The following is a 23,161-nucleotide window of genomic DNA, read 5'->3' as shown; positions in this document are numbered from 1 at the left end:
GTTGATGTTAATAAGTACCTAATTCACTTCACTAGCAATTAATAATAACCTTCTCTGATAACTTCTGGTAGCATGTGGAAAAAATCAATATCGAGTCTTTTATGAAAATCATTAGCTTTAACATTAACGGCCTTCGTGCGCGTTTACACCAACTTCAAGCCATCATTGATAAGCACCAGCCTGATATTATTGGCTTACAAGAAATCAAAGTTCATAATGATGCTTTTCCCGTTGAAGCTGTTGAAGCTATGGGTTATCACGTTTATTTTCATGGTCAAAAAGCACATTATGGTGTGGCTATGTTATGTAAAAAAGCAGCCAATATTGTTAAAATGGGCTTTGCTAGCGATACTGAAGAGTCTCAAAAACGTATGGTGATGATTGAGACCACCAATGAACAAGGTGAAAAAGTAACGGTATTAAACGGTTATTTCCCGCAAGGCGATAACATCGCTCATGAAACAAAATATCCCTATAAGCGTCAATTTTATAAAGACTTGATGACCTATTTAAATGATAACCATACCCCAGATGAGCACGTAGTCATTATCGGCGATATTAATATTTCACCTGCTGATTTAGATATTGGTATTGGTGAGCCTAACCAAAAGCGTTGGTTAAAGACTGGTAAGTGTAGTTTTCAACCAGAAGAAAGAGAATGGCTTGCAACTTTAATGGCTTGGGGATTTAAAGATACGTTTAGAGAATTGCATCCAACAAAAGCGGAACGTTATTCTTGGTTTGACTATCGTTCTAAAGGTTTTGTTGATAATCGTGGTTTACGCATCGATGTGGTTTTGGCAACGCACAAGATGGCGGCAACGTGTATCGAAGCCGATATTGATTACGAACTACGTGCTATTGAAAAACCTTCAGATCACGCGCCGATTTGGTCTACTTTTAAGTAGCTGTTGAGTAAATACTATGTTCCTTGCTCAATACGTTTGCCCCATTTGTAAAAAATCATTAGTGTTAGCTAACCAAAGCTATCGTTGTCAGAACAACCATAGCTTTGATGAAGCAAAAGAAGGTTATGTAAACTTATTGCCCGTTCAACATAAACATTCAAAGGACCCTGGTGATAACAAAGCCATGGTTAACGCACGTCGTCAATTTCTAGATAAAGGCTTTTATCAACCGCTCGCTGATGAATTACAATCTCTATATCAACAATATGGTGATTTAACAAAGCCGGTATTTGATGCTGGCTGTGGTGAAGGTTTTTATACTCAACAGTATGTAAGGCCTACCAACCGTGTTTATGGTATTGACATTGCAAAAAATGCGGTTAAAAATGCCGCTAAAAAATATAAAGATTGTCAATTTAGTGTTGCCACCTTGTCGCAGTTACCTTTTAGTGAAAACTACTTTTCTTGGATCAACTCTATTTACGCACCAATTCTTGAAGAAGAATTCACTCGGGTATTAGCTAATAATGGCTATTTAGTCACAGTAACGCCGGCAAAAAATCATTTAATTGAACTAAAAGCATTAATATACCGAACAGCGCAACAACATGATATGACTAAAAGTCCTATTGAAAATTTAACATTGATTGCACAAAAAGAAGTGAACTATGAGATGAGATTTGCTGAAGGTGAAGATATTATTAACTTATTAGCAATGACCCCTTTTGCCTTTAAAACGACTGAAACCTTACTTAACGATTTAAGAACAAGAAATAGTTTCACTTGCCAAGCTGATTTTTTGATACGGCTTTATAAAAACACGGTCAATTAACGTTTAACTCAATTGTTAAGCGGTTAGAGTTTAGAATTTTGTGACTGATGACTGATGTTAAGTAGTTTTGCTAAATCAATAAAACGTGGCTTGTGCAGTGATAACTTTATCGAACCACCCGCTTCGTTGACTCTAGCAACACTTTCTTTGTACCAAGAGGCGAGTGCCAGCGGCAAAAACTTATCGGCTTTAACGCCAAGCATTAACAATGCCTGTAGCGGAATACTTAAAATAAATAAGCTATAAACTAACGCTTGTGGTAATAATGTTATCGATCCTAGGTAAAGTTGCATAATAAAAGAAAACAACGCAATACCCGGTAAATAGCGAAAAGCCAAACGGCAAATTTGAACAGCTTGATACTCGGCAAAATAATTGCCTAACTCTGCTCGCTGCGGCCAAAGTCGCATATATTCTCGACCTAGCTTAATTAGTTCTACTGCACTCATATTCATAAACGACACACTATAACAACTGTTATTTAAAAGATAGCACAAAGTTGTAACTAGTTTTAATGAAGTCTCCCTAAAGTTAACTTCCTTAGTTCATATCAATATTTTAACGCTATATTTGGTCTATAATCATTCCAATTAACGTATTGTAATAAAACAATTAACCACCTAATAAATGAGCATTAAATAAAACCATGAAAAAAAATCTAATTTTAGTGTTAAATTGCGGTAGTTCATCCTTAAAATTTTCTTTAATTAAACCAGAAAACGGCGAAACATTACTATCAGGACTCGCTGAGCGCTTATTGTCCGAACAAGCAAGCATCAAGATTAACGTTAAGGGACAAAAAAAGCACACGGCTATACCTCATCCATTTGATCATCGAACAGCGATAATGGCTTTAGTTGACAGCTTAGTTTCACAACAATTAAATTTACAAATATGTGCCATAGGCCACCGCGTTGTCCATGGTGGTGAACACTATTGTATGCCAACGTTAATTACTGATGAAGTAAAAAACACCATCAGTAACTTGTCTCAGCTTGCCCCATTACACAACCCAGCAAATTTGATGGGTATTAACGCCGCGGAAACGGTTTTTACTGATGTGCCGCAAGTTGCCGTTTTTGACACAGCTTTTCACCAAACGATGCCAGAAAAAGCTTACATTTATGGTATCCCCTACGCTCTCTATCAAGAGCATGGTATTCGACGCTATGGTTTTCATGGTACAAGCCATTATTTTGTTGCACAACAAGCGGCTAAAACACTCGATAAATCCATTAATGAAAGTAATTTTATCAGTGCTCACTTAGGCAATGGTTGCAGTGTTACTGCGATTAAAAATGGTAAGAGTGTAGATACTAGCTTAGGTTTAACACCGCTCGAAGGAGTGATGATGGGCACACGCAGCGGCGATGTTGATGCGGGTATTATTTTTCACCTAATCAATCAACTCGGCTATACCACAGCGCAAGTGAGCCATTTGTTACATAAAGAAAGCGGCCTATTAGGGGTTTCGGGGTTAAGCAACGATTGTCGTGAAATAGAAGAAGCTTGGTTAAAGGATAAAAATCCACGAGCAAAGTTAGCATTAGATATATTTTGCTACCGTGTTGCAAAGTCCGTTGCTTCTTTTACTGCCAGCTTAACATCAATCGATGCCTTAATATTTACCGGCGGTATTGGCGAAAATTCGACGCTAATTAGAGCCAATATTATTGATCAATTGAGCCTACTTAATTTCTTTGTTGCAACGGATAAGAATAATGCCTGCTGCTTTGGCAAGGCAGGTAATATCGGTACAGAAAACTCTCGTCCTATTTTAGTCATTCCAACAAATGAAGAGTGGGTTATTGCCGAGCAAACATCACAACTTTTATTTAATAACAGCTCAACTAAGGAATAAAGTCATGTCACATAGAATCATGTTGATCCCAGTAGGTTTTGGCGTTGGACTTAGCAGTGTTGTGCAAGGCTTACTTCATGCGTGTCAGCAAAAAGGTATAAATGTCGGCCATTTTAAACCAATAAGTCAACCCGCTCGTCGTTTATTAGCTCACAAAAATAATACGGTTCAAAGTAAGCTCAATACTCCAAATTTAGGGACTTCGGTATCATTAGCTTATGTTGAACAACAAATGGGCGATGGCAAGCATAATATTGTTTTAGAAAAGATTGTTGGAGATTTTAATCAATTTGAAAAACAACATGATGTGGTGATTATTGAAGGACTGATACCAACGACACGCCAACCTTACGCGGGCAGAATCAACCGAGATGTTGCTCAAGCCCTGTCAGCAGATATTGTCTTGGTGGCAGCGCCCGATAACGATAGCGCTGAAGAGTTTGAGGACCGTTTAGAAGTTAGTGCGGAAACTTTTGGCGGAATAAAAAACAAACGCCTTATTGGTTGTATTATTAATAAGATTAATAGTCCCGACAAAGATGAGTATGGATTACTGCCTCGTGAAAGTGATTTTAATAGTGAGTTCGATCTTGCTACGCTAATTAATTTATCGATATTTAAAAATCGTCATTTTGACTTGTTAGGTACTGTCTTATGGGAAATGGACTTAATCGCGCCACGGGTCATGGATATTTGCAATTATCTCAATGCTGAAGTGTTAAATGCAGGTGATATGTCGCATCGCCGTATCCGCAGTATTAGTTTTTGTGCACGCAGCGTTGGCAATTTAATGAGCCATTTACAACCAAGTCGATTAATTGTTACTCCTGGAGACAGAACCGACATTATTATCGCCACCTGTTTATCGGCTTTAAATGGTACAAAAGTGGGCGCATTATTATTGACTAACGGCTATAAACCCAACGAACAAGTGATGACACTTTGTCAACAAGCTTTAGACGCTGGCCTACCGGTGCTTTCTGTGCCTTGGGATACTTGGCAAACGTCTCGTCATTTAATGAACTACAACCCAGAAACCCCTGCAGATGATATTCAACGTCATGAAAAAGTAAGAGAATATATCGCTGATAACTTGTCTGCGAATTGGTTACAGCAACTGTCTGAAAATGTAGCACAAAGTAGCCAAATGTCTCCACCAGCATTTAGGCATAAGCTCACAGAACTTGCTCGTAGTGCAAATAAACTCATTGTTTTGCCAGAAGGCACAGATATCAGAACCATAAAGGCTGCTGCAATATGTGTTGAACGTGGCATTGCTCGTTGTCAGTTACTGGGCGATAAAGAAAGTATTTTATTGATTGCAGAGCAACAAGGTATTCAATTACCAGAAGGACTATTAATTACCGACCCCAACTTAATTCGAGACCACTACATTGCTCCTTTAGTGGAGTTGAGAAAACATAAAGGATTAACCGAAGTGGTCGCAAAACAAGAACTACAAGACAACGTGGTCTTAGCAACAATGATGTTGCAACTCGGTGAAGTGGACGGTTTAGTCTCTGGAGCTATTAATACCACTGCAAATACGATTCGCCCTGCCCTGCAATTAATTAAAACGGCTGAAGGAAGTTCATTAGTTTCATCTGTTTTCTTTATGTTATTACCTGAGCAAGTTCTAGTATATGGTGATTGTGCAATAAACCCTGAGCCAACTGCGGAACAACTCTCTGAAATAGCGATACAATCAGCCGACTCAGCAATAAAGTTTGGCATTGACCCTAAGGTAGCCATGATAAGTTACAGCACGGGCAGTTCGGGGGTTGGTGCCGATGTAGAAAAAGTAGCAAAAGCAACCAAACTCGCGCAAGCAAAGCGACCTGATTTGATCATCGATGGACCGCTGCAATATGATGCCGCCATTATGGAAAATGTTGCCAAGAAAAAAGCGCCTAACAGCCCTGTTGCGGGTAAAGCCAATGTCTTCATTTTTCCTGATTTAAATACCGGTAATACCACCTACAAAGCGGTACAACGTTCTGCACACTTAGTCAGTATTGGGCCAATGTTACAAGGCATGCGAAAACCGGTTAACGACCTTTCCCGTGGTGCTTTAGTCGATGATATCGTCTATACAATTGCCTTAACAGCCATTCAAGCAAAAGTATAGTTTACTCAGCTAAAAGGTTAGTTTATTAACCTTTTAGCTTATATTTTTATTGGCTTGAGACTGCTTTTATATACAGTTGACTATTTTAATAACTATTTATAATTCAATCAATTTTTACCCACTAGACAAAAAACAACCAGCTAAAATTAACCTTTAAAAACATAAAGATAACCATTAAAGCAATAGTTACCCACAATGATACCCACAGCTTTTGTGGATATCATTAATAACTATTGATGAGGATTTAACAGGTTAACCAGCAAGAATACATTAACTTTTCCACGTTTGATGCTGTTTTTATAAATAACAAGTTATTATTGCCATAAAATACAATAAAATCTAAATAAACATCATATTATTTATCTATTATCAAGCGATGGGGAGTCGCGAGACAAGATCAAGTAAACTTGCTTTATCTTATTAATATCTGCTGTTCATTGCTAAAGCAAGGCATTGACGATACTTAATCTCTTTAAGATAACTATCCTTGCTTTAACAATTAGCCAGTAAACGCTATAGTGACCTTTTTCCTAATGGTCACGTTCAATGAGCACTCTTACCCTCAAATTACTTGAAGAAACGTTTGCTATTCATAGTTTAGCCAGCGATATCGAAATACCAAAAGCTGTGTTTGATGCGCCAATTTTTTTTATTGCAAAAACCTATGAAGAAACATCCATTGTATTACCTCAAAGTATCCACATTGTTAGTGATGAAATTGAAAAAGACTGGCAAGCACTTGAAGTTGTCGGCCCATTGGATTTTACGCTAACGGGTATTTTATCGAAAATATCAACAATTTTAGCCAAAGAAAAAATCAGTATTTTTGCTATATCTACTTTTGATACTGATTATATTTTAGTAAAATCAAATAATGTATCTCTTGCAACCACTGCATTGATATCTAACGATTACCAAATAATTTAGTTTTAGGGATGTTCATGACCACTATTTACGGCATAAATAATTGCGACACGGTTAAAAAAGCAACGAAATGGCTTGATAAACAAGATATTGAGTACACTTTTTTTGATTTTAAGAAACAACCATTAACGCCTGAGTTACTCAATGAATTTGTCAGCAACAGCTCTTGGGAAGTTTTACTCAATAAACGTAGTACCACTTTTAGAAACCTACCCGAAGCGATTAAGAGCAATTTAACTGATGATGTTATTTTCCAAGCAGTTTTGGCTCAACCGACCTTACTCAAAAGACCTTTAATCGCTCATAACAACGCCTTTGAAGTGGGTTTTAAAGAGCCAGTATATCAAGCACTATTTTTATCATGAGTAAATTAAAGGCAGAACATGACGTTATCATGTTAGCGAAAGACTTAATTGCCCGCCCGTCAGTAACCCCTGAAGATTTTGGTTGTCAAAAAATGATGTCAGAGCGTCTAGGCGTTTTGGGATTTAACAATGAAACCATGGTTTTCGAAGATACGACCAATCTATGGTCGAGACGCGGCACAACTGAGCCAGTATTTTGCTTTGCCGGTCACACTGATGTTGTTCCCGCTGGTAACTTAGCGCTTTGGCATACTCCCCCTTTTGAGCCAACCATTATTGATGGCATGTTGTACGGGCGCGGTGCTGCAGATATGAAAGGCAGTTTAGCCGCAATGCTCATTGCTACAGCACGCTTTGTAAATGATCATCCCGACCATAAGGGTTCAATAGCTTACCTTATTACCAGTGATGAAGAAGGGCCTTTTATCAATGGCACCACGCGTGTTATCGATACACTTGAAGCTCGTCATGAGAAAATCAACTATTGTATTGTTGGTGAGCCAACCAGCTCAAATAGGGTCGGTGATATCGTTAAAAATGGTCGCCGGGGTTCTATCTCTGGTGAGCTAATCATTCACGGTAAACAAGGCCATGTTGCCTACCCTGATCATGTAAAAAACCCTATCCATCTAGCTATGCCTGCTTTAGCCGAACTTAGTCAAATGCACTGGGATAACGGTAATGCTTATTTTCCTAAAACGAGTTTTCAGTTATCAAACATCGAATCGGGTACTGGCGCAACTAATGTTGTACCTGGTCATTTAACCGCATGGTTTAATTTACGTTTTAGTACCGAATTAAATTTTCAAAATATTATCGATAAAATTGATGCGGTCCTTATTAAACATCAATTAACCTATGAAATTAAATGGACATTTAATGGTAAGCCGTTTATTACTGAACCTGGCGCTTTGCTTGACTCTGCCGTAAAAGCTATAAAGACAGTCACCAATATTGATGCTGAATTATCAACATCTGGTGGCACTTCAGATGGCCGTTTTATTGCCCCTACGGGTGCACAAGTGATTGAACTTGGGCCGTGCAATGCCACTATTCATCAAGTCAACGAGAGTGTCAGCTGTAATGATTTAATTTTACTTACTGATATTTATTACCATACACTGGTTAATGCACTCACTGACCCAACAACCACAGCTTAACTTTAATGATTGAAATATTAACTAACAGACAATTAACTGGCCACGACAATAGCCATATTACTTGGTTAGATGACCAGACAGGAATTCATCGCCAAGCGTTAACTGCATGGCAAGCTATGTCTGATGAAGCAAAGTTGGCTGGCTTTGAACTGAAAATTGCCAGTGGTTATAGAGACTTCACTCGACAATTAACTATTTGGAACCGAAAGTTTTCAGGTCAGCTCGCGATTAAAGATATGCAAGGGGCAACCCTAGATATTAATAAAATAACAGAGCAAGAAATTGTTCAGGCTATTTTATACTTTTCGGCACTTCCTGGGGCAAGTCGACATCATTGGGGATGCGATATCGATATCTATGCTAAAAATTTATTAGCTGACGATGAAAAGCTACAGTTAGAACCATGGGAGTTTGCTGTTGGGGGGCCTTTTTATCCATTAAACCAATGGCTAACTCAACATGCTAGTCGCTTTGGCTTTTACTTTCCTTACGATAAATTTCGCGGTGGAGTCGCTATAGAGCCTTGGCATTTATCTTATTGGCCAATAGCGCAACATGGAGAAAGGTTATTAACTGAGAACCTGCTTAATTCGGTTCTTTTAAGCTCAGATATCTTGGGGAAAAAAGAGATTCTTCAGAACCTATCAACTATTTATCAGCAATATATTCAAAATGTTGGGAGTATTCACTATGGATAATTGGTTAGTCATCGTTATTATTATTGCAGCTTTCGCCTTAATAATTGGTAATTTTAGTGTTGTTCAACAAAATGCTAATACACCTTTACGAAAGCAAGGCTTAAATGATTTAGAAGAAACACTGCCGCGCAGTCATAACAAAGCCCATAAAATGCCAACTATCGTTTCAGCTGAACCGATAGAGTCAAAAGAAAAAAAGCGAAATAGCCATTTAAATCGATGAAATAGCCAAGCAGTCTATTTTAAGAAAGATTAAGTCTTGATAAAGACTGACTTGAACAACTACCTTTATAATTTCAAATACCATTAAGATACACTGTAGATAATTGACTTGTAAAAAAAACGCCGCTAAAAAATTTAGCGGCGTTTTATTTTAAATAAGCACGATTAAAGCAAGTTAAAAAGCATCTCTAAAAGATAAGCCTCTTTCCATTACTGGAAAAATACGTTCTAGTACTTCAACGGGTAAAGGATTACCATCAGCATCATAGATGGTTACCGAGGTTTTACCTTGTTCGTCGTTAAGTACAAATTGGTACTTAGCTTGGTCAAGATCAATAACAGGAACGTCATCTCCCCATATAACTGACCATAAGCTATTTTCAGGCTTCGCAAAATCAACAAAGTATATTTTCTTACTTTCATTAAGATCTGTTATCTCAAAGCCATAATCTGTAAAAAACAATGGCATATTTGACCAAAGCATTTCAATATCAATTTCAGCAATATATGCTGGCTCTGCTTGAGCGTTTTCACCAATAGTGACAAATTTTTGATTAGCTCGCATTAAACGGTTTTCACGTTGCTGCAATCGATATTTAAAATCAACCTGAGCAACAACCTCATTAAGCATCGCCATTTCTGCGCGTTGTTTGTCAATGATGTCCATTGTTTTACTTGCGCCGTTCTTGTCGGTACGCATGTAATCAATTAATTTAACACTTAAAGCGACACTTCGACCATGAGGTTTACTTTCAAACTGATAGTTAAAGCGCATGCTCTCACTGCTATCTACCGTTTTAAATAACCAATAACCAGAAACGTCTTCTTCATGGTACCAAGCCGACTCAAATACATTATCATCAGTACCGATAGCCGTTAACTCTACACCATCACTCGCGAGTTGCTCACGCAGTGCTTCAGTGATGAAGTCTTTCAAATCGGTATCTTCTAATATTTGGTCAAACCAAATCTTAGCGTTCATTGTACCTGGAACAACACGTGAAGATGAAGCGACAGGAAGAACCAATGAAGGCGCTCTAACATCAACATCTTGGCCAATTGGCCCTTTATTATTGATGGCGTCTGAGATAAAAAACTTTGCATTAACTTCAGGCTTATTCAAACCTGTAGGAACACCTATTTGTTTAGCTTCTTTAACTTTGGCGTATTCAAAATCGCCCATAGCGCTTTTGTTATTAACACTGCCACAACCTGTTACTGCAAGACTTAACAAGGAAAAATAAAATATACGACGATTCATTAACACTCCTGAGGATACAATCTGAATCTTTAAAAGTTGGTTCTTATATTGAACTGACCATAAAAGTTAACTTTGAAACCATTAAATGTAGATTAAATGTAGACAACGAAAACTTTAATCTGCTCTTTGAGTAAATTATCTGTATTAAGTTCCAATATTATCTATAGATTTTATTGATCAGCATATACAAGTATACTATCAGACAAATTAATGGGCACCATGGTACTTGGCTGTTTTTACAAACACAAGAATTCAACTCGAAAAATAACAAATAAATATATTCTCGCTTTAATAGCGGTTTTTATCTGCTTTAAATACGTTACAATAGCCACTTTTTTAAACTACTTAGGCTAACTATGTCTCAATATTTAGTACTCACAGCAATGGGCGCAGACAGAACAGGAAGTGTAAGTGAGCTCACTAAGCTGGCGAGTAAATGCGGCTGTAATATTATTGACAGTAGAATGGCGATATTTGGCCTAGAGTTTTCTTTGATTATGTTATTAAATGGTAGTGCGAAAGCGATTAATCAAATTGAAAATAAGTTACCTGCCGTGGCAGTCAAGCTTGAATTAACCACCATGATGAAAAGAACCTCTGGTTATAAAAAAAGAGAGTTCACCCATCATTATCAAGTTGATTATGCCGGTATCGACCAACCTGGTTTATTAAAAGCGGTGACCGCATTTTTTGCCACCCGCAATATTGACTTATCATCGTTAAAATCAGAAATTGACCCCGTCACTAATCAAATGCGCGCGACCATTTTAATAGCCTTAACCGAAGACACAAGTATTGCACAGCTAGAAAGCGATTACTTTGAACTATGCGAACAAGTTGATGTGCAAGGCTGCATTAAAAAAGTGAATTCAAACCTTATATAAACTACATACAAGCAGGATACCCATGAAAACAATAACTGTTGGCGAAACCGCACCACTATTTACTTTACTTGATGAAAATAGCGATAAAGTCGCTTTAGCTGATTATATTGGTAAAAAACAAGTACTGGTCTATTTCTACCCTAAAGCCATGACCCCAGGGTGTACTGTGCAAGCACAAGGCCTAAGAGACAGTAAAAGCGAACTTGAACAATTAAATACAATAGTCTTTGGCATTAGTCCCGACGAACCGAAGAAGTTAGTTAAGTTTTGTCTGCGCGATGCATTAAACTTCACGTTATTGTCAGATGTTGATCACAGTGTTGCTGACGCCTTTGGCGTATGGGGATTAAAGAAGTTCATGGGAAAAGAATACGACGGCATCCATCGTTTAAGTTTTTTAATTGGCTTAGATGGCAAAATTAGCCACGTATTTAATAAATTCAAGACAAAAAACCACCATGAAGTTGTTTTAGACGTTTTAAACACTAACGACTAAAAATTAACCGTAACGGTTAGCTTATTTGTTTTAGGCTAGCCGCATAAATAGAATGCTATAATGCCTGCTCCTTTAAAATACCTTTCAGCCTATTCTTTAGATATTCAACATAAAGTACAAGCAATGATAACGGCCAAGAAGTTATCTGCCTATTTGTTGGCAAAATACCCTGTTACCCATCAAATATATAACGATAAAGCCCTGCGCAGCTATGTAATGGATATTAAAAATCAGTACTTAAAGAAGTCTGAACCATTAAGCCAGATAAAGTACGACGATAAAATTCATGTTATTAATAACGCATTAGGCTTGCACACTTATGTATCAAGGGTGCAAGGTAGTAAGCTCAAAAGTAAAAATGAAATACGCATTGGCGCTTTATTTAAAAAAACGCCCGAAACATTTTTGCAAATGATCGTTGTTCACGAACTTGCCCATTTAAAAGAAAAAGATCATAACAAAAATTTCTATAAACTTTGTCAGCATATGCAAGCAGATTATCACCAAGTAGAACTAGATTTACGCATTTACTTGACCCAAGTAGAGTTATTTGGCGATATTTACAATTAAGCTTGAAGCCTATTTTAACGCAAGCTACAGTAATGAAAATATCCTTATAATAAATGCTGATGAATATTACTCATGTAAAAAAACGTATCGTACTTACTGGCGGCCCTGGTGGCGGTAAAACCACAGCCGTTGATCTTATTCGCCGTGAATTTTCAGGGAAAATAGCGACCGTCCCCGAAGCAGCAACGATGATTTTCAGTGGCGGCATTGCTCGTTCAAATAATAATCATGTACTAAAAATACAACAAACTGCTATTTTTAATTTACAAAAAAATTTAGAAGATATTCAGCGAGCGACTTTTGAGCACAGTATTATTTTATGTGACCGAGGCTCTTTAGACGGCCTAGCTTATTGGCCAGGCAATGATGATGAGTTTTTCCAAGCGATGGATACCACGCTTGCTGATGAGTTGGCACGTTACGATGCGGTCATTTTTTTTGAAAGTGCAGCAAAATCAGGTGAAAGTATCAAAAGTAATAATCCCATTCGCAATGAATCAGAAAAAGCGGCTATCATTCTTGACGATAAACTACAGACTATTTGGTCACAACATCCTAATTTTAACTTAATCCACAGTGCTGAATCTTTTATCAATAAAGTTATGTTTGGTATCACGACCATTGAAGAAATTATCGAGCAGTATCAAAAAGACTCAGGGTAAAGTTTACCTTAGAGCACCTCTTTAAGCGGTACCCTGTTCAGGAAAGTCACTATTTGATGGCCAAGCATTTAAAACGGCCTTAACTAAAGTTGCTAGGGGAATAGCAAAGAATATTCCCCAGAAACCCCACATGCCGCCAAATAAAATAACAGCAACAATAATCGTTACTGGATGGAGATTTACCGCCTCTGAAAATAATAATGGCACAATAATATTGCCATCAATAGCTTGAATAATACCGTAAGCTATCATTACATAACCGAATTCGCTACCTGTGCCAAATTGAAATAAAGCCACCAACAAGACAGGAAAAGTGACGATAGTAGCGCCTACATATGGCACAAGTACCGACAACCCCACTAAAACACCAAGTAATACCGCATAATTTAGGCCGAGGACGATAAAGGCTATGGTCGATGCAGCACCAACAATAAGGATTTCAATCACCTTACCACGAATATAATTCATGATTTGTTGATACATCTCATCGCCTACTTTCGTCGCCATTAAACGTTCTTTAGGAAGAAATGAGGTAAAATTTGAAATTAATACTTTTTTATCTTTTAGAAAGAAGAACACCATTAACGGCACTAAAATTAAGTAAATCATCAAAGCAACAATATCAGAAATAGAATTAAGAGACGCTTTTAAGGCAACTTGTCCCCATTCAATTAACTTATCATTGACGGCAGAAATTAATGTTTCTATTTGTCCGGCATTAATTAAATCAGGATACAACTCGGGAAGCGTCAACAAATAGGTTTGTCCCTGAGACACCATTTGCGGTACTTCTTGTAATAAATTGCTACTTTGTTGCCAAATAACGGGCATTAGCCCAAGAATACCGACTAAAGAAATGCCGATAAACCCCGCTACAACGATACCCACGGCAAATGTTCTTGATAAGCCAAGACGGACTAGACGATGGACAGGTAAATCTAATAAAAAAGCGATCGCAATAGCAACAAAGACCGGCATAAGTAAGTTATTAAATAAAAAGACAAAAAGAAAGGCGCACAAAAGAATAACCATTAAAGTTACTGCGTTTGGATCAGAAAACTTACGTTTATACCATTGAGAAAATAATGAAACCATTTATATAACTTACCTGTTGGATGAAAGGGGTTGAGGGGCTTTACTAATAAAAAGTTCAAGGGTGTCTTTTTCAAGCCAAGACTCTTTATAGTGGTAACCTTGTTTCGTTAATAGTTTAGGAATATCCTTGATAGAGCCTTGGTCAGATATTCTCAGTAAACAAAAATCAGCATTCGACATTTTTTTTAACAATAATCGCAATTGTACTAATGGCACAGGACATTTTTCCGAACTGGCATCATATTCATAGATCATCACTACATACCACTTAAAAAATCATCAGATAACAATAATTGTCACCAATAACAGTAAACAAACCTTTTGTTTGATTATCTAATTTGCGACAATTGATTACAATGTTATTGTATTATTTATTTTGATTTGTTGGCAAATAAGTACTGAGGTGAAATGAAAGAGTTACCGATAACAGCTAGTTTAAAAGAAATTACTGCTCATAAAAAGAAACTTAATTGGGGTGATGTACCTGCTATCTATCATATGGCGGCATCTTCAATTAGTGATATGGACGGGATTTTAACGCATGGTTTTGATAGTGCCTATAAACAATTATTTGATAAACGTAATTGGAATTATGCCTTTTTAGAGGCGACGGCTGATAACGATGGCACTATTAACGTTACCCAAAAGCCAAAAATAGCCTTACGCCATTGCTATGATGAACAAAATTATGAACTTCACTGTTATCCGATAGTCAAAGGTGAACGACTCTATACACCATTATCACAAAGTGCCTTATGTCCATTTGTGCAATGGTCACCCGAAAACATGCAAATGCTATTTAGGATCAGTAGTTTAATTTCCTTTATCGTTTTTACTTTTAAAAGTGGTGATCCAGCAGATTTAGCGTTAATAAAGTACTCACATAAACGTGTGCAAGAGCTAATAGCTCAACTGAGCCAATCATTTGAAATAGTCGATGTAGTGGGTTATTCCATTGCAGATTTTTGTAAAGAGTTATATCGAGGAAAACCAAATTTCACGATAGCTGATTTACTTGATACACCGGATATAAATACGGAATAATTAATTTGCCTTATAAACATAAGCTTAAAATAAAATCATTATTATTTACCTGCGCATTAACAACATTAGTTGCTAGCCCATACGGCTTTTCCCAAGAAAATAATAAAAACAAACTTCCTGAAATTGGCACGGCTGGATTTAGCGTTCTATCTGTTGATAAAGAACGCCAGATAGGTAACGCAATGATGCGTCAAATTCGCGCTTCTCAGCCGTTGGTCAATGACCCTGTTTTAATTGAATATATTAACGATTTAGGCAACCGTTTAGTCAAGAATGCCCAAGATGTTAATTACAGCTTCGAATTTTTTATCATTAGAAATAAAGAAATCAATGCCTTTGCCTTTTTTGGGGGCCATGTTGGTATTCATAGTGGCTTAATTACCCTCGCTGATACAGAGAGCGAACTAGCCTCAGTAATCGGTCATGAAATATCTCATGTAACCCAACGTCACTTAGCCCGAAGGCTTGAGGCTCAAAGCAGAAATCAACCACTAGCCACTGCAGCATTGATTTCAGGGGTATTACTGGCATTAGTTAACCCATCTGTTGGTATGGCTGCATTAACCACAACAATGGCGGCGTCAAAACAATCAAGTATTAATTTTACCCGTGGCAATGAGCAAGAAGCCGATCGTGTTGGCATTGCCCTACTCGCACAAAGCGGTTTTGATCCGCAAGGTGCCCCCGATTTTTTTGGAAAAATGGCAGTAAAATATCGTTATACTTCAAAGCCACCAGCAATGCTATTAACTCATCCAGTACCTGAATCTCGCATTGCCGAAGCGCGTGTCCGTGCTCATGGTTTAGAAAGTCGTCCTTCAGCTCCTAGTTTAAACTTTGCGCTCGCAAAAGCGCGTATTCAAGCGCGTTACGAATCAACGGCCCTGGAAAACATTGCAACTTTTGAAGATAGTATAAAAAAACAAAACTACACTTATAGAGCCGCTGTTGACTATGGCTTAGCTTTATCATTATTTGAAAATAAAGAGTATCAAGCGGCTAAAAAAATACTTGAGAGATTGCTCATTGAAGATAAAAACAATCTATTCTATGCAGATGCACTAACCGATGTTTATATTAAAACAAAAGAAGTAAATAAAGCGCTGACTATGCTCAGTGCCCTTAATTTATTGATGCCAAATAACCAAGTTGTTACCTTAAACTTTGCCAACGCTCTCGTTGAAAACAGTCAATATTCAGAAGCTGAAGTACTTTTACAAGACTACCTGTTAGTTAAACCAGGTAATTTTATCGCTTATGATATATTAACGACTGTCTATGAAAAACAAGATAAAAAAGCACTGATGCATGCGACAAAAGGCGAAATCTTTGCACTTTTAGGGGCATACTCTCGTGCGGTCGACGAATTGCAAACAGGCTACAATTTTACAGATAATCAACCGTTAGTCGAAAAACGTATCAAAGCACGAATATTGCAATTTCAAGATCAAGAACAAAAACTTAAAAGACTATAATCCATATTACAGAAACGTTTAGAATAGGTGCTATAACGGCCTACTCTATCGATTAACCCGTAAAATTATTTAATTTTAGCACCCATTGAGATCTAACCATGTTAACGATTTATCATAACCCTCGCTGTTCTAAAAGCCGCCAAACCTTGGCGTTGATTGAAGAAAACAACCAAGAGGTTTGCATTGTAGAATATTTAAAAAAACCACTGGATGAAAGCACTATCCAGTCACTTTTATCACGTTTAAATGTTTCCCCTATTCAAATGATGCGCACTAAAGAAAGTGAATTTAAAGAACAAGCATTAGCTCAAGCAACTGACAAGCAACTCATTGAAGCTATGGTGAACACCCCAAAACTTATTGAGCGACCAATTGTTACTACGCAAACGAAAGCCATCATTGGCCGACCTCCTGAAAACGTTTTAACACTCTTTTAATTTCAATTTAAAATTTAATTCAACAAGTTAGTGAAACAATTTGCTAACCAGCAGGATACCTTTCATGACCAAGCCACAAAGATTTTCAACATCAACATTTAAAAAAATAACCTTAATTGGCTATTTTTCTTTATTATTTTTTATGCCGCTTTGGCTAATCTATTTAAACCCTTCACAAGGTTTGTCGCCGATATTAAGCTTATGCTTATTCACAGTACCACTGTTATTTCCTCTAAAAGGTTTGCTGGCAGGTAATCCTTATACCTATGCTTGGTCGAGCTTTGTCGTTATGATTTATTTCCTACACAGTTTAACCACGCTGTGGGTATCTCCAGCAGATGTAGTTTGGGCATCATTAGAGCTTATATTTGCAATAATGATGTTTATTGGTGGCAGTTATTACGCGAAATATAGAGGTCAAGAACTAGGCTTGAGTATTAGAAAAGCTAAAGATAAAGCGTAACGCTTCAATAAGACTTTTATAACGTAACCACCATTATAGTTAAGGGCTGAAAATGAAAAACATTCTGCATATATTACTGCTAATACCTATTTTATTTGCTTGTAACAATAATGGTGAGGTCACTAAAATTATCACCGTCGACGATGAAGTGAAAATTTCTCAGGCGGTCGAATTAGTTTTACTCGCTCCCTCGAGTAAGGTGACTGACATTATTTGGACGCAGACGACTGGCGAGCCAGTGGTGTTCTTGGCCTACACCAGCAAGGTTATCGCTTTCACACCTAACACCGCAGGCGCATATAGTTTTAATGTTTCATTTACACTAGAAGATGGTAGCAGAGAGTCACTTAACCACTCTCTTAGTGTAACCAATGAACAAGGAGAGATTTCTGCGCGTCTGGGTCATGCTGCTCTAGAAGGTAGTAAAGTGTCATTGCGCGCTTCGTTAACAAATAAGCTTTTAAGCGATAGTTTAGTTTGGCAACAAACTGCCGGTCCAGAGGTCAATTTTACGGCTGAAAATACCCAGGGTGATTATGCAGTATTCTTTAATGCGCCGGAAGTTACTAGGGATACGGTAGTAGAATTCACCGTATCCTCAGGGAGCTATTCTGACAAAGTAGCGGTACTTATTGAAAATGCTGAACCTGTCCCAACTTCAGATAATACCGCTTATACTGAGCGTTTAGCACGGGTATTCCCCTTTGTTGCAAACTCGTCTTATGCCGATGTACTCGTCGATTGTGTTTATAGTAATAAAATTAACTTTGCGCGAACATGTGCATTTAATACCTTACCATTAATTGCACATGATACGACCACACCAACGGTTGATGACATAATGGACCGAGTGATCGTTTCTCATTATTGGATGGGAAAAAGATTTCGAGAATTCCTTGAAAATTATGACCCCTACAATGATTTCAAAAATTTACTAAGAGCAAATACTGCCATTGTAATTTCTTATGACATTAGACCCTCATATTACTGGGTGGTCAGTGGCGCGATTCACTTAGATGCTAATTATTTTTGGTTGACCCCTGATGAGCGAGATACCATAAATCAAGCACCTGACTATAGAGCGTCCTTTGGTGGAGATCTTAATTTTGCTATGCCTTGGCGTTATGTAAAAAATAATAATTACACCACTACTTTTATATCTGACAATGACAGGGTTACTCGCCAACCTAACGATGTTTTATACAGTTTAACGTCTTTGATGTACCACGAACTTGCCCATGCCAACGACATTTTCCCGAGCACTAGTTGGTCAGCTTTAAACCCAGACCAAACAATATTATCAGCCGCACAACAGATAGCAGATAATAGTGGCTTTAAATCTGATCAGCTAAACAACACCCTTCCCTTACTGGGTGAGGAAATGTACGCCTTAGCTCAGGTACGTTTTCAGGGGGTTGACGCATCAAAAACACAAAACGCTTATCAACCCAGCGATATTAAAACGTTTTTTAGTGGCGAAGCTGCGCCTCAGTTTTATAATTACTCAAGTATTCGCGAAGATTACGCTATGCTTTTTGATGGTTTTATGATGAAAACTCGCTTTGATATTAGTCGAGATGTCGCTATAACTAACGCCCCTAAAATTGCGAATGAAAATTATATCGTTAATTGGGGACAGCGCGGCCGTATTGGCGATGAAAATATTAAACCTCGAGTATTATATGCCGTAAGTCATATATTGCCGGAAGTAAGTGACATTGAAAACTTAGTAAATAATTTACCGAGTCCAATCATGATGAACGCTGGTGAAAGTTGGGCTAATAACTTAAATATAAGCCCCGTTAACAAAGAGCAAGCAGGATTGCAAAACGTTTCTGCTCAACCCAAAGATAGACGCTTTATTCAGTATGAGTTTTATGAAAAGCCCAGCCCTTTAAAATAAAATAGCTTTAATAAATGGGATGGTGATTTTTCGTTGTTCTCTTATTGATGCTTCGTCAAGCTCGGCTAAAGCTAAGATCAAGTGACTCATTTCACGTGATAAGTGACTCAGTAAGTATTTAGCCACTTCATCACTTAATAATAAACCTCGTTGTTGCGCTCTAAATTTTAAGGCGATTAACTTTTCTTCATCATCTAGGGGTTTGATTTGCTCTGTCATTCCCCAAGATAATCGAGAGACTAAATCGGCTAAGCCAAGTTTCAATTGTGAAACACTTTGATCTCCAGTAATAATCAAGCGTTTATTATGCTCAATAACACGGTTAAATAAATCAAAGACCGCTTGTTGCCAAAGCTTGTCCCCAGCAATTAATTGCACATCATCTAAGCAAATCAAATCAATATTTTCTAAACCATCAAGTACTTCAACCGACAACTGTTTTAATTCAGAAAAAGATAAACAAACGGATGATAGACCTAATTTCTCAGCAAAAGTACAACTGGCATGAAGTAAATGTGATTTACCAACACCTGACAAGCCGAATAAGTAAAAACTATTGACGTGCGCAGACTCTACCGAATGTTGACTGGCTTTAATAAATGACTTTAACTGCTCAGTTGCCGAATAATTAGCAATACTTTGGAAACTTGAAAACGTTTCATCATCGGGTAATTGAACTGACAAGGTTAATTGAGAAGTGACTTTCACTAGGGTTTCCAATAAAAAACAGGGACAGCACCGACCACTTTTTCGGCAAGCGGGTCATCAAAAAGGTCTAATTGCTTATTCAGCTTTAATGAAGCGAGAAAGGCTTGTCCTGAACTTTTTAAAACCAATTCAAAACGGCGATTTTTCCCCGAAGCGCTGAGTAATTTTACCGATTTAACTGATGATAATTGTTCAAGAAATCGCTCTAATTCAATAAAGCTTTTTAGTGATGATATATTGGCAACATCAATAATATAATTGTTATCAATATCACTATTTAAAGCATATTTTTGATAAATTATATCACTAATAAGAGAAAGCGCAGTTTTTAATAACTGGTCAGGAGCGTCACCGTAGCTGATTTCACCAAAGATTTGTCCGGTGATTGTATCGCGATTGTAGCCTTGGGCATCGGCGATAAAACTCCAGTCTAGTGCGTATTGTTGACGTTCTTTTTGGCATAAAAAACAATCATCAACCTGTTCATCACTTTCTTGTTGAGGTAATAAACTACTGTTTGATAAACGAATTATTATTATAGATTCTGGATTATAGCGCAGTGATGCCATTTGTACTTGTTTGGCAAAGCGTCCCCAAACATCAAAAGTAGAGATGGTATTTACATCGGTTAAATCCATTAAGGGCATTAAAATAGGTAAGCCCCTTAACGCTGAAAATTGTTCGACACTATTAGGTAAATTGTAACTCACTTGTGGTGTTGCATTATTGGAAAAAGACGAGTGGCTTGCATTAGAAATAGTTGTACGGCGTAAACCATTCTCTTCAACGAGCCACAATAAAATTTGTGGCCGTAAACTTCCCCAAATTGGAGCGTTGGCATCTTCAAACAACTGATTAATTTTGCTTTCGTCAAAAGTAACTAAAAGCTCAGTCTGCTCAGCATTACGTTGATAACGGTATTTTACAACATAGCCACTGACATTTCTAAGGCCACTTTTTATGGTTGAGTTGGACAACAGCGCTTGTTGTCCCCCCACTTTAAGCACCACCGCGCTCATTGCTTGTTGCAAGGCGAGCTTTCGCTCTGAGTCGGTTTGTGAGTTAACGATAACCTTTGCGTTGTATAAGTTTTTAACTTCAACAGCCAAAGCGGTCATTGAAGCAAAGAAATTACTTAAAACAACAACTAATACAATAAGATATCTAAGCATATTTTTTAAGTTGATTATTTTTATGTATAAGATCTTATCATAGTGTTAATCATTTTAAACACTAATAAAAAATAATTTATTATAAAGATTTTCACCACGCCATTGCGCTGGTAGAATGCGCCATTAAAGTTCTTATGCTAATTAATTGAGGTTTCCCCCGTGAGCGAACAAAAACAGTCTCTAAGCTATAAAGATGCTGGCGTTGATATAGATGCAGGTAACGCCCTAGTAGAAAACATTAAAGGTGCAGTAAAACGTACAACTCGTCCTGAAGTGATGAGTGGCTTAGGTGGTTTTGGCTCAGTATGCCAATTACCAACCGGTTATAAAGAACCTGTAATGGTTGCGGGAACAGATGGCGTAGGTACAAAACTACGCTTAGCAATTGATTTAAACAAGCACGATACCGTAGGTATTGATTTAGTGGCTATGTGTGTCAATGATTTAATCGTTCAGGGTGCTGAACCTTTGTTCTTTTTAGATTATTACGCGACAGACAAACTTGATGTAGATGTTGCTTCGGCAGTTGTTGCTGGTATTGCTGATGGTTGTGTATTATCAAACTGTGCTTTAGTTGGCGGCGAAACCGCTGAAATGCCAGGTATGTATCACAAGGGTGATTACGACATCGCTGGTTTTTGTGTCGGTATCGCTGAAAAATCCCGTTTAATTGACGGTACAAAAGTAGCATCAGGCGACCAATTAATTGCCTTAGCTTCTTCTGGCGCGCATTCAAACGGCTTTTCATTAATTCGTAAAGTATTAGAAGTTAATAAGACTGATACCAACGAATTATTAAATGGTAAGTCAATCGGTGATCATTTAATTGAGCCGACTAAAATTTATGTTAAATCTGTTTTAGAATTACATAAGCAAGTTGACATCCATGCCTTATCACATATCACGGGTGGTGGTTTTTGGGAAAATATTCCTCGTGTATTACCAGAAAGCGCTCAAGCCATTATTGACGGTAACAGCTGGGAGTGGCCAGCGATCTTTAACTGGTTGCAAGATAATGGCAACATTACTACCCACGAAATGTACCGTACCTTCAACTGCGGTGTTGGGATGATCATTGTTGTACCTGCTGCTGACCTTGCAAAAAGTATTGAAATTTTATCGGCTCACGGTGAGAATGCGTGGCACATTGGTGAAATCGCTGATATGCAAGCAGGCGCTGAACAAGTTGTGATTAATAAAGGTTAATTCTATGCCATCAAGTAACATGCAAGACAATAATTTAACCAGCAATATTGTTGTGCTAATCTCTGGTGGCGGCACTAATTTACAGGCGATTATAGACGCCTGTAAAGCTGCAGATTATCCAGGAAAAGTGGTTGGGGTTATTTCAAATAAAGCCGATGTATTCGGCTTAACTCGCGCTAAAAACGCTGGCATAGCCCATTGCGTACTTTCTCATAAAGATTTTAGCAGTAGAGAAATTTACGACCAAGCGTTGATCAAGCAAATTGATTTATACCAAGCTGATGTTGTTGTTCTGGCTGGTTTTATGAGAATATTAACACCTGAGTTTGTGCAACACTACCAAGGTAAGTTAATCAATATTCATCCCTCTTTATTACCTAAGTATCAAGGTCTACATACCCATCAACGGGCGATTGATGCCGGTGATACTGACCATGGTGTTAGTGTACATTATGTTACAGAAGAACTTGATGGTGGCCCAGTAATATTACAAGCGAAAGTACCTATTTTTGCCGGTGATACCGCTGAGGAACTTGCGCTAAGAGTTCACGAACAGGAACATAGAATTTACCCCTTAGTGGTAAAATGGTGTTGTAATCAGCGCATTTCTATGCACAATGATACTGTACTTTTTGAAGGTAAAGCGCTCCCTGCTTCTGGCTATGCGAGTGAATAAATAAAATATTA

General features: G+C 37.7%; 26 protein-coding genes. 20 read left to right on the top strand and 6 right to left on the bottom strand.

Annotated elements, in window-relative coordinates; translation table 11 throughout:
- Window positions 1–101: 101 nt before the first annotated feature.
- Entirely contained in the window at window positions 102–908 is an 807-nt protein-coding gene (xthA, locus tag H4J75_RS11920) for an exodeoxyribonuclease III (protein WP_182215767.1), read from the top strand.
- Between the two features lie 16 nt (window positions 909–924).
- Complete coding sequence (gene rlmA / locus H4J75_RS11915) at window positions 925–1,740, top strand: 23S rRNA (guanine(745)-N(1))-methyltransferase (protein ID WP_182222252.1); 816 nt, start codon at window positions 925–927, stop codon at window positions 1,738–1,740.
- Between the two features lie 23 nt (window positions 1,741–1,763).
- On the opposite strand, the gene yfbV is transcribed toward rlmA, so the two are convergent.
- Entirely contained in the window at window positions 1,764–2,195 is a 432-nt protein-coding gene (gene yfbV, locus H4J75_RS11910) for a terminus macrodomain insulation protein YfbV (RefSeq protein ID WP_182222251.1), read from the bottom strand.
- Window positions 2,196–2,386: 191 nt separating this feature from the next.
- Between yfbV and H4J75_RS11905 the strand changes: the two genes are divergently transcribed.
- The 7 genes from H4J75_RS11905 (at window position 2,387) to H4J75_RS11875 (ending at window position 9,099) form a co-directional block, all read left to right on the top strand.
- The gene (locus H4J75_RS11905; protein WP_182222250.1) at window positions 2,387–3,601 is read left to right on the top strand and encodes an acetate kinase; all 1,215 of its coding nucleotides are present in this window, start codon (window positions 2,387–2,389) and stop codon (window positions 3,599–3,601) included.
- Window positions 3,602–3,605: 4 nt separating this feature from the next.
- Window positions 3,606–5,729, top strand: a complete 2,124-nt coding sequence (gene pta, locus H4J75_RS11900; protein WP_182222249.1) for a phosphate acetyltransferase — start codon at window positions 3,606–3,608, stop codon at window positions 5,727–5,729.
- Window positions 5,730–6,275: 546 nt separating this feature from the next.
- A complete protein-coding gene (locus H4J75_RS11895) occupies window positions 6,276–6,656 on the top strand; it encodes an ACT domain-containing protein (protein WP_182222248.1) in 381 nt (126 codons plus the stop codon).
- A gap of 14 nt (window positions 6,657–6,670) precedes the next feature.
- Complete coding sequence (locus H4J75_RS11890; RefSeq protein ID WP_182215759.1) at window positions 6,671–7,018, top strand: arsenate reductase; 348 nt, start codon at window positions 6,671–6,673, stop codon at window positions 7,016–7,018.
- Window positions 7,015–8,178 (top strand): succinyl-diaminopimelate desuccinylase, encoded by a 1,164-nt coding sequence (gene dapE / locus H4J75_RS11885; RefSeq protein ID WP_182222247.1) that lies wholly within the window; start codon window positions 7,015–7,017, stop codon window positions 8,176–8,178. The genes H4J75_RS11890 and dapE overlap by 4 nt, the downstream gene beginning before the upstream one ends.
- Window positions 8,179–8,183: 5 nt before the next feature.
- Entirely contained in the window at window positions 8,184–8,876 is a 693-nt protein-coding gene (locus tag H4J75_RS11880; protein WP_182222246.1) for a M15 family metallopeptidase, read from the top strand.
- Window positions 8,869–9,099 (top strand): hypothetical protein, encoded by a 231-nt coding sequence (locus H4J75_RS11875; protein ID WP_182215754.1) that lies wholly within the window; start codon window positions 8,869–8,871, stop codon window positions 9,097–9,099. Before H4J75_RS11880 ends, H4J75_RS11875 begins: the two co-directional genes overlap by 8 nt.
- Window positions 9,100–9,273: 174 nt before the next feature.
- Here H4J75_RS11875 and bamC read toward each other — a convergent pair whose 3' ends face one another.
- Window positions 9,274–10,359: an outer membrane protein assembly factor BamC gene (bamC, locus tag H4J75_RS11870; protein WP_182215752.1), complete on the bottom strand. Its 1,086-nt coding sequence runs from the start codon at window positions 10,357–10,359 to the stop codon at window positions 9,274–9,276.
- A 356-nt stretch (window positions 10,360–10,715) separates the two neighbouring features.
- Between bamC and H4J75_RS11865 the strand changes: the two genes are divergently transcribed.
- Genes H4J75_RS11865 through H4J75_RS11850 form a run of 4 tightly spaced genes read left to right on the top strand, consistent with a single transcriptional unit; the run spans window position 10,716 to window position 12,971 of the window.
- The gene (locus H4J75_RS11865) at window positions 10,716–11,243 is read left to right on the top strand and encodes a glycine cleavage system protein R (RefSeq protein ID WP_182222245.1); all 528 of its coding nucleotides are present in this window, start codon (window positions 10,716–10,718) and stop codon (window positions 11,241–11,243) included.
- 22 nt (window positions 11,244–11,265) lie between these two features.
- A complete protein-coding gene (gene bcp / locus H4J75_RS11860) occupies window positions 11,266–11,739 on the top strand; it encodes a thioredoxin-dependent thiol peroxidase (protein ID WP_182222244.1) in 474 nt (157 codons plus the stop codon).
- A 60-nt stretch (window positions 11,740–11,799) separates the two neighbouring features.
- A complete protein-coding gene (locus tag H4J75_RS11855) occupies window positions 11,800–12,309 on the top strand; it encodes a YgjP-like metallopeptidase domain-containing protein (protein ID WP_070373884.1) in 510 nt (169 codons plus the stop codon).
- A gap of 59 nt (window positions 12,310–12,368) precedes the next feature.
- A complete protein-coding gene (locus H4J75_RS11850; protein ID WP_182216113.1) occupies window positions 12,369–12,971 on the top strand; it encodes an AAA family ATPase in 603 nt (200 codons plus the stop codon).
- 21 nt (window positions 12,972–12,992) lie between these two features.
- On the opposite strand, the gene H4J75_RS11845 is transcribed toward H4J75_RS11850, so the two are convergent.
- Window positions 12,993–14,066, bottom strand: a complete 1,074-nt coding sequence (locus H4J75_RS11845) for an AI-2E family transporter (RefSeq protein WP_182216115.1) — start codon at window positions 14,064–14,066, stop codon at window positions 12,993–12,995.
- 9 nt (window positions 14,067–14,075) lie between these two features.
- On the bottom strand, window positions 14,076–14,321 hold the full coding sequence (locus H4J75_RS11840; protein ID WP_182216117.1) for a sulfurtransferase TusA family protein: 246 nt from the start codon (window positions 14,319–14,321) through the stop codon (window positions 14,076–14,078).
- 153 nt (window positions 14,322–14,474) lie between these two features.
- Here H4J75_RS11840 and H4J75_RS11835 point away from each other — a divergent pair, with 153 nt between their 5' ends.
- The 5 genes from H4J75_RS11835 (at window position 14,475) to H4J75_RS11815 (ending at window position 19,388) form a co-directional block, all read left to right on the top strand.
- Window positions 14,475–15,110, top strand: coding sequence for a hypothetical protein (locus H4J75_RS11835; RefSeq protein WP_182216119.1), 636 nt, complete (start codon window positions 14,475–14,477; stop codon window positions 15,108–15,110).
- A 5-nt stretch (window positions 15,111–15,115) separates the two neighbouring features.
- On the top strand, window positions 15,116–16,585 hold the full coding sequence (locus H4J75_RS11830; protein ID WP_259366388.1) for a M48 family metalloprotease: 1,470 nt from the start codon (window positions 15,116–15,118) through the stop codon (window positions 16,583–16,585).
- Window positions 16,586–16,683: 98 nt separating this feature from the next.
- Window positions 16,684–17,022: an arsenate reductase (glutaredoxin) gene (arsC, locus tag H4J75_RS11825; RefSeq protein WP_070373889.1), complete on the top strand. Its 339-nt coding sequence runs from the start codon at window positions 16,684–16,686 to the stop codon at window positions 17,020–17,022.
- Window positions 17,023–17,086: 64 nt separating this feature from the next.
- Window positions 17,087–17,485 (top strand): DUF2069 domain-containing protein, encoded by a 399-nt coding sequence (locus H4J75_RS11820; RefSeq protein WP_182222243.1) that lies wholly within the window; start codon window positions 17,087–17,089, stop codon window positions 17,483–17,485.
- A gap of 52 nt (window positions 17,486–17,537) precedes the next feature.
- The gene (locus H4J75_RS11815) at window positions 17,538–19,388 is read left to right on the top strand and encodes a hypothetical protein (RefSeq protein ID WP_182222242.1); all 1,851 of its coding nucleotides are present in this window, start codon (window positions 17,538–17,540) and stop codon (window positions 19,386–19,388) included.
- Here the strand turns inward: H4J75_RS11815 and hda are convergent.
- Together hda and H4J75_RS11805 are read right to left on the bottom strand one after the other, a co-directional pair.
- Window positions 19,380–20,096 (bottom strand): DnaA regulatory inactivator Hda, encoded by a 717-nt coding sequence (gene hda / locus H4J75_RS11810; RefSeq protein WP_182169642.1) that lies wholly within the window; start codon window positions 20,094–20,096, stop codon window positions 19,380–19,382. The two genes, H4J75_RS11815 and hda, sit on opposite strands and share 9 nt — an antisense overlap.
- Window positions 20,096–21,268: a DUF2066 domain-containing protein gene (locus H4J75_RS11805; RefSeq protein WP_182222241.1), complete on the bottom strand. Its 1,173-nt coding sequence runs from the start codon at window positions 21,266–21,268 to the stop codon at window positions 20,096–20,098. Before H4J75_RS11805 ends, hda begins: the two co-directional genes overlap by 1 nt.
- 159 nt (window positions 21,269–21,427) lie before the next feature.
- Here H4J75_RS11805 and purM point away from each other — a divergent pair, with 159 nt between their 5' ends.
- Together purM and purN are read left to right on the top strand one after the other, a co-directional pair.
- Window positions 21,428–22,474 carry a phosphoribosylformylglycinamidine cyclo-ligase gene (gene purM / locus H4J75_RS11800; RefSeq protein ID WP_070373894.1) on the top strand — a complete coding sequence of 349 codons (1,047 nt, stop codon included), beginning with the start codon at window positions 21,428–21,430 and terminating at the stop codon, window positions 22,472–22,474.
- Window positions 22,475–22,478: 4 nt separating this feature from the next.
- On the top strand, window positions 22,479–23,150 hold the full coding sequence (purN, locus tag H4J75_RS11795) for a phosphoribosylglycinamide formyltransferase (RefSeq protein WP_259364965.1): 672 nt from the start codon (window positions 22,479–22,481) through the stop codon (window positions 23,148–23,150).
- Window positions 23,151–23,161 lie beyond the last annotated feature (11 nt).

The sequence above is a fragment of the Colwellia sp. BRX10-1 genome (genome assembly GCF_014077545.1).
GTDB lineage: Bacteria > Pseudomonadota > Gammaproteobacteria > Enterobacterales > Alteromonadaceae > Colwellia_A.
This window is presented reverse-complemented; position numbering and strand designations above follow the sequence as displayed.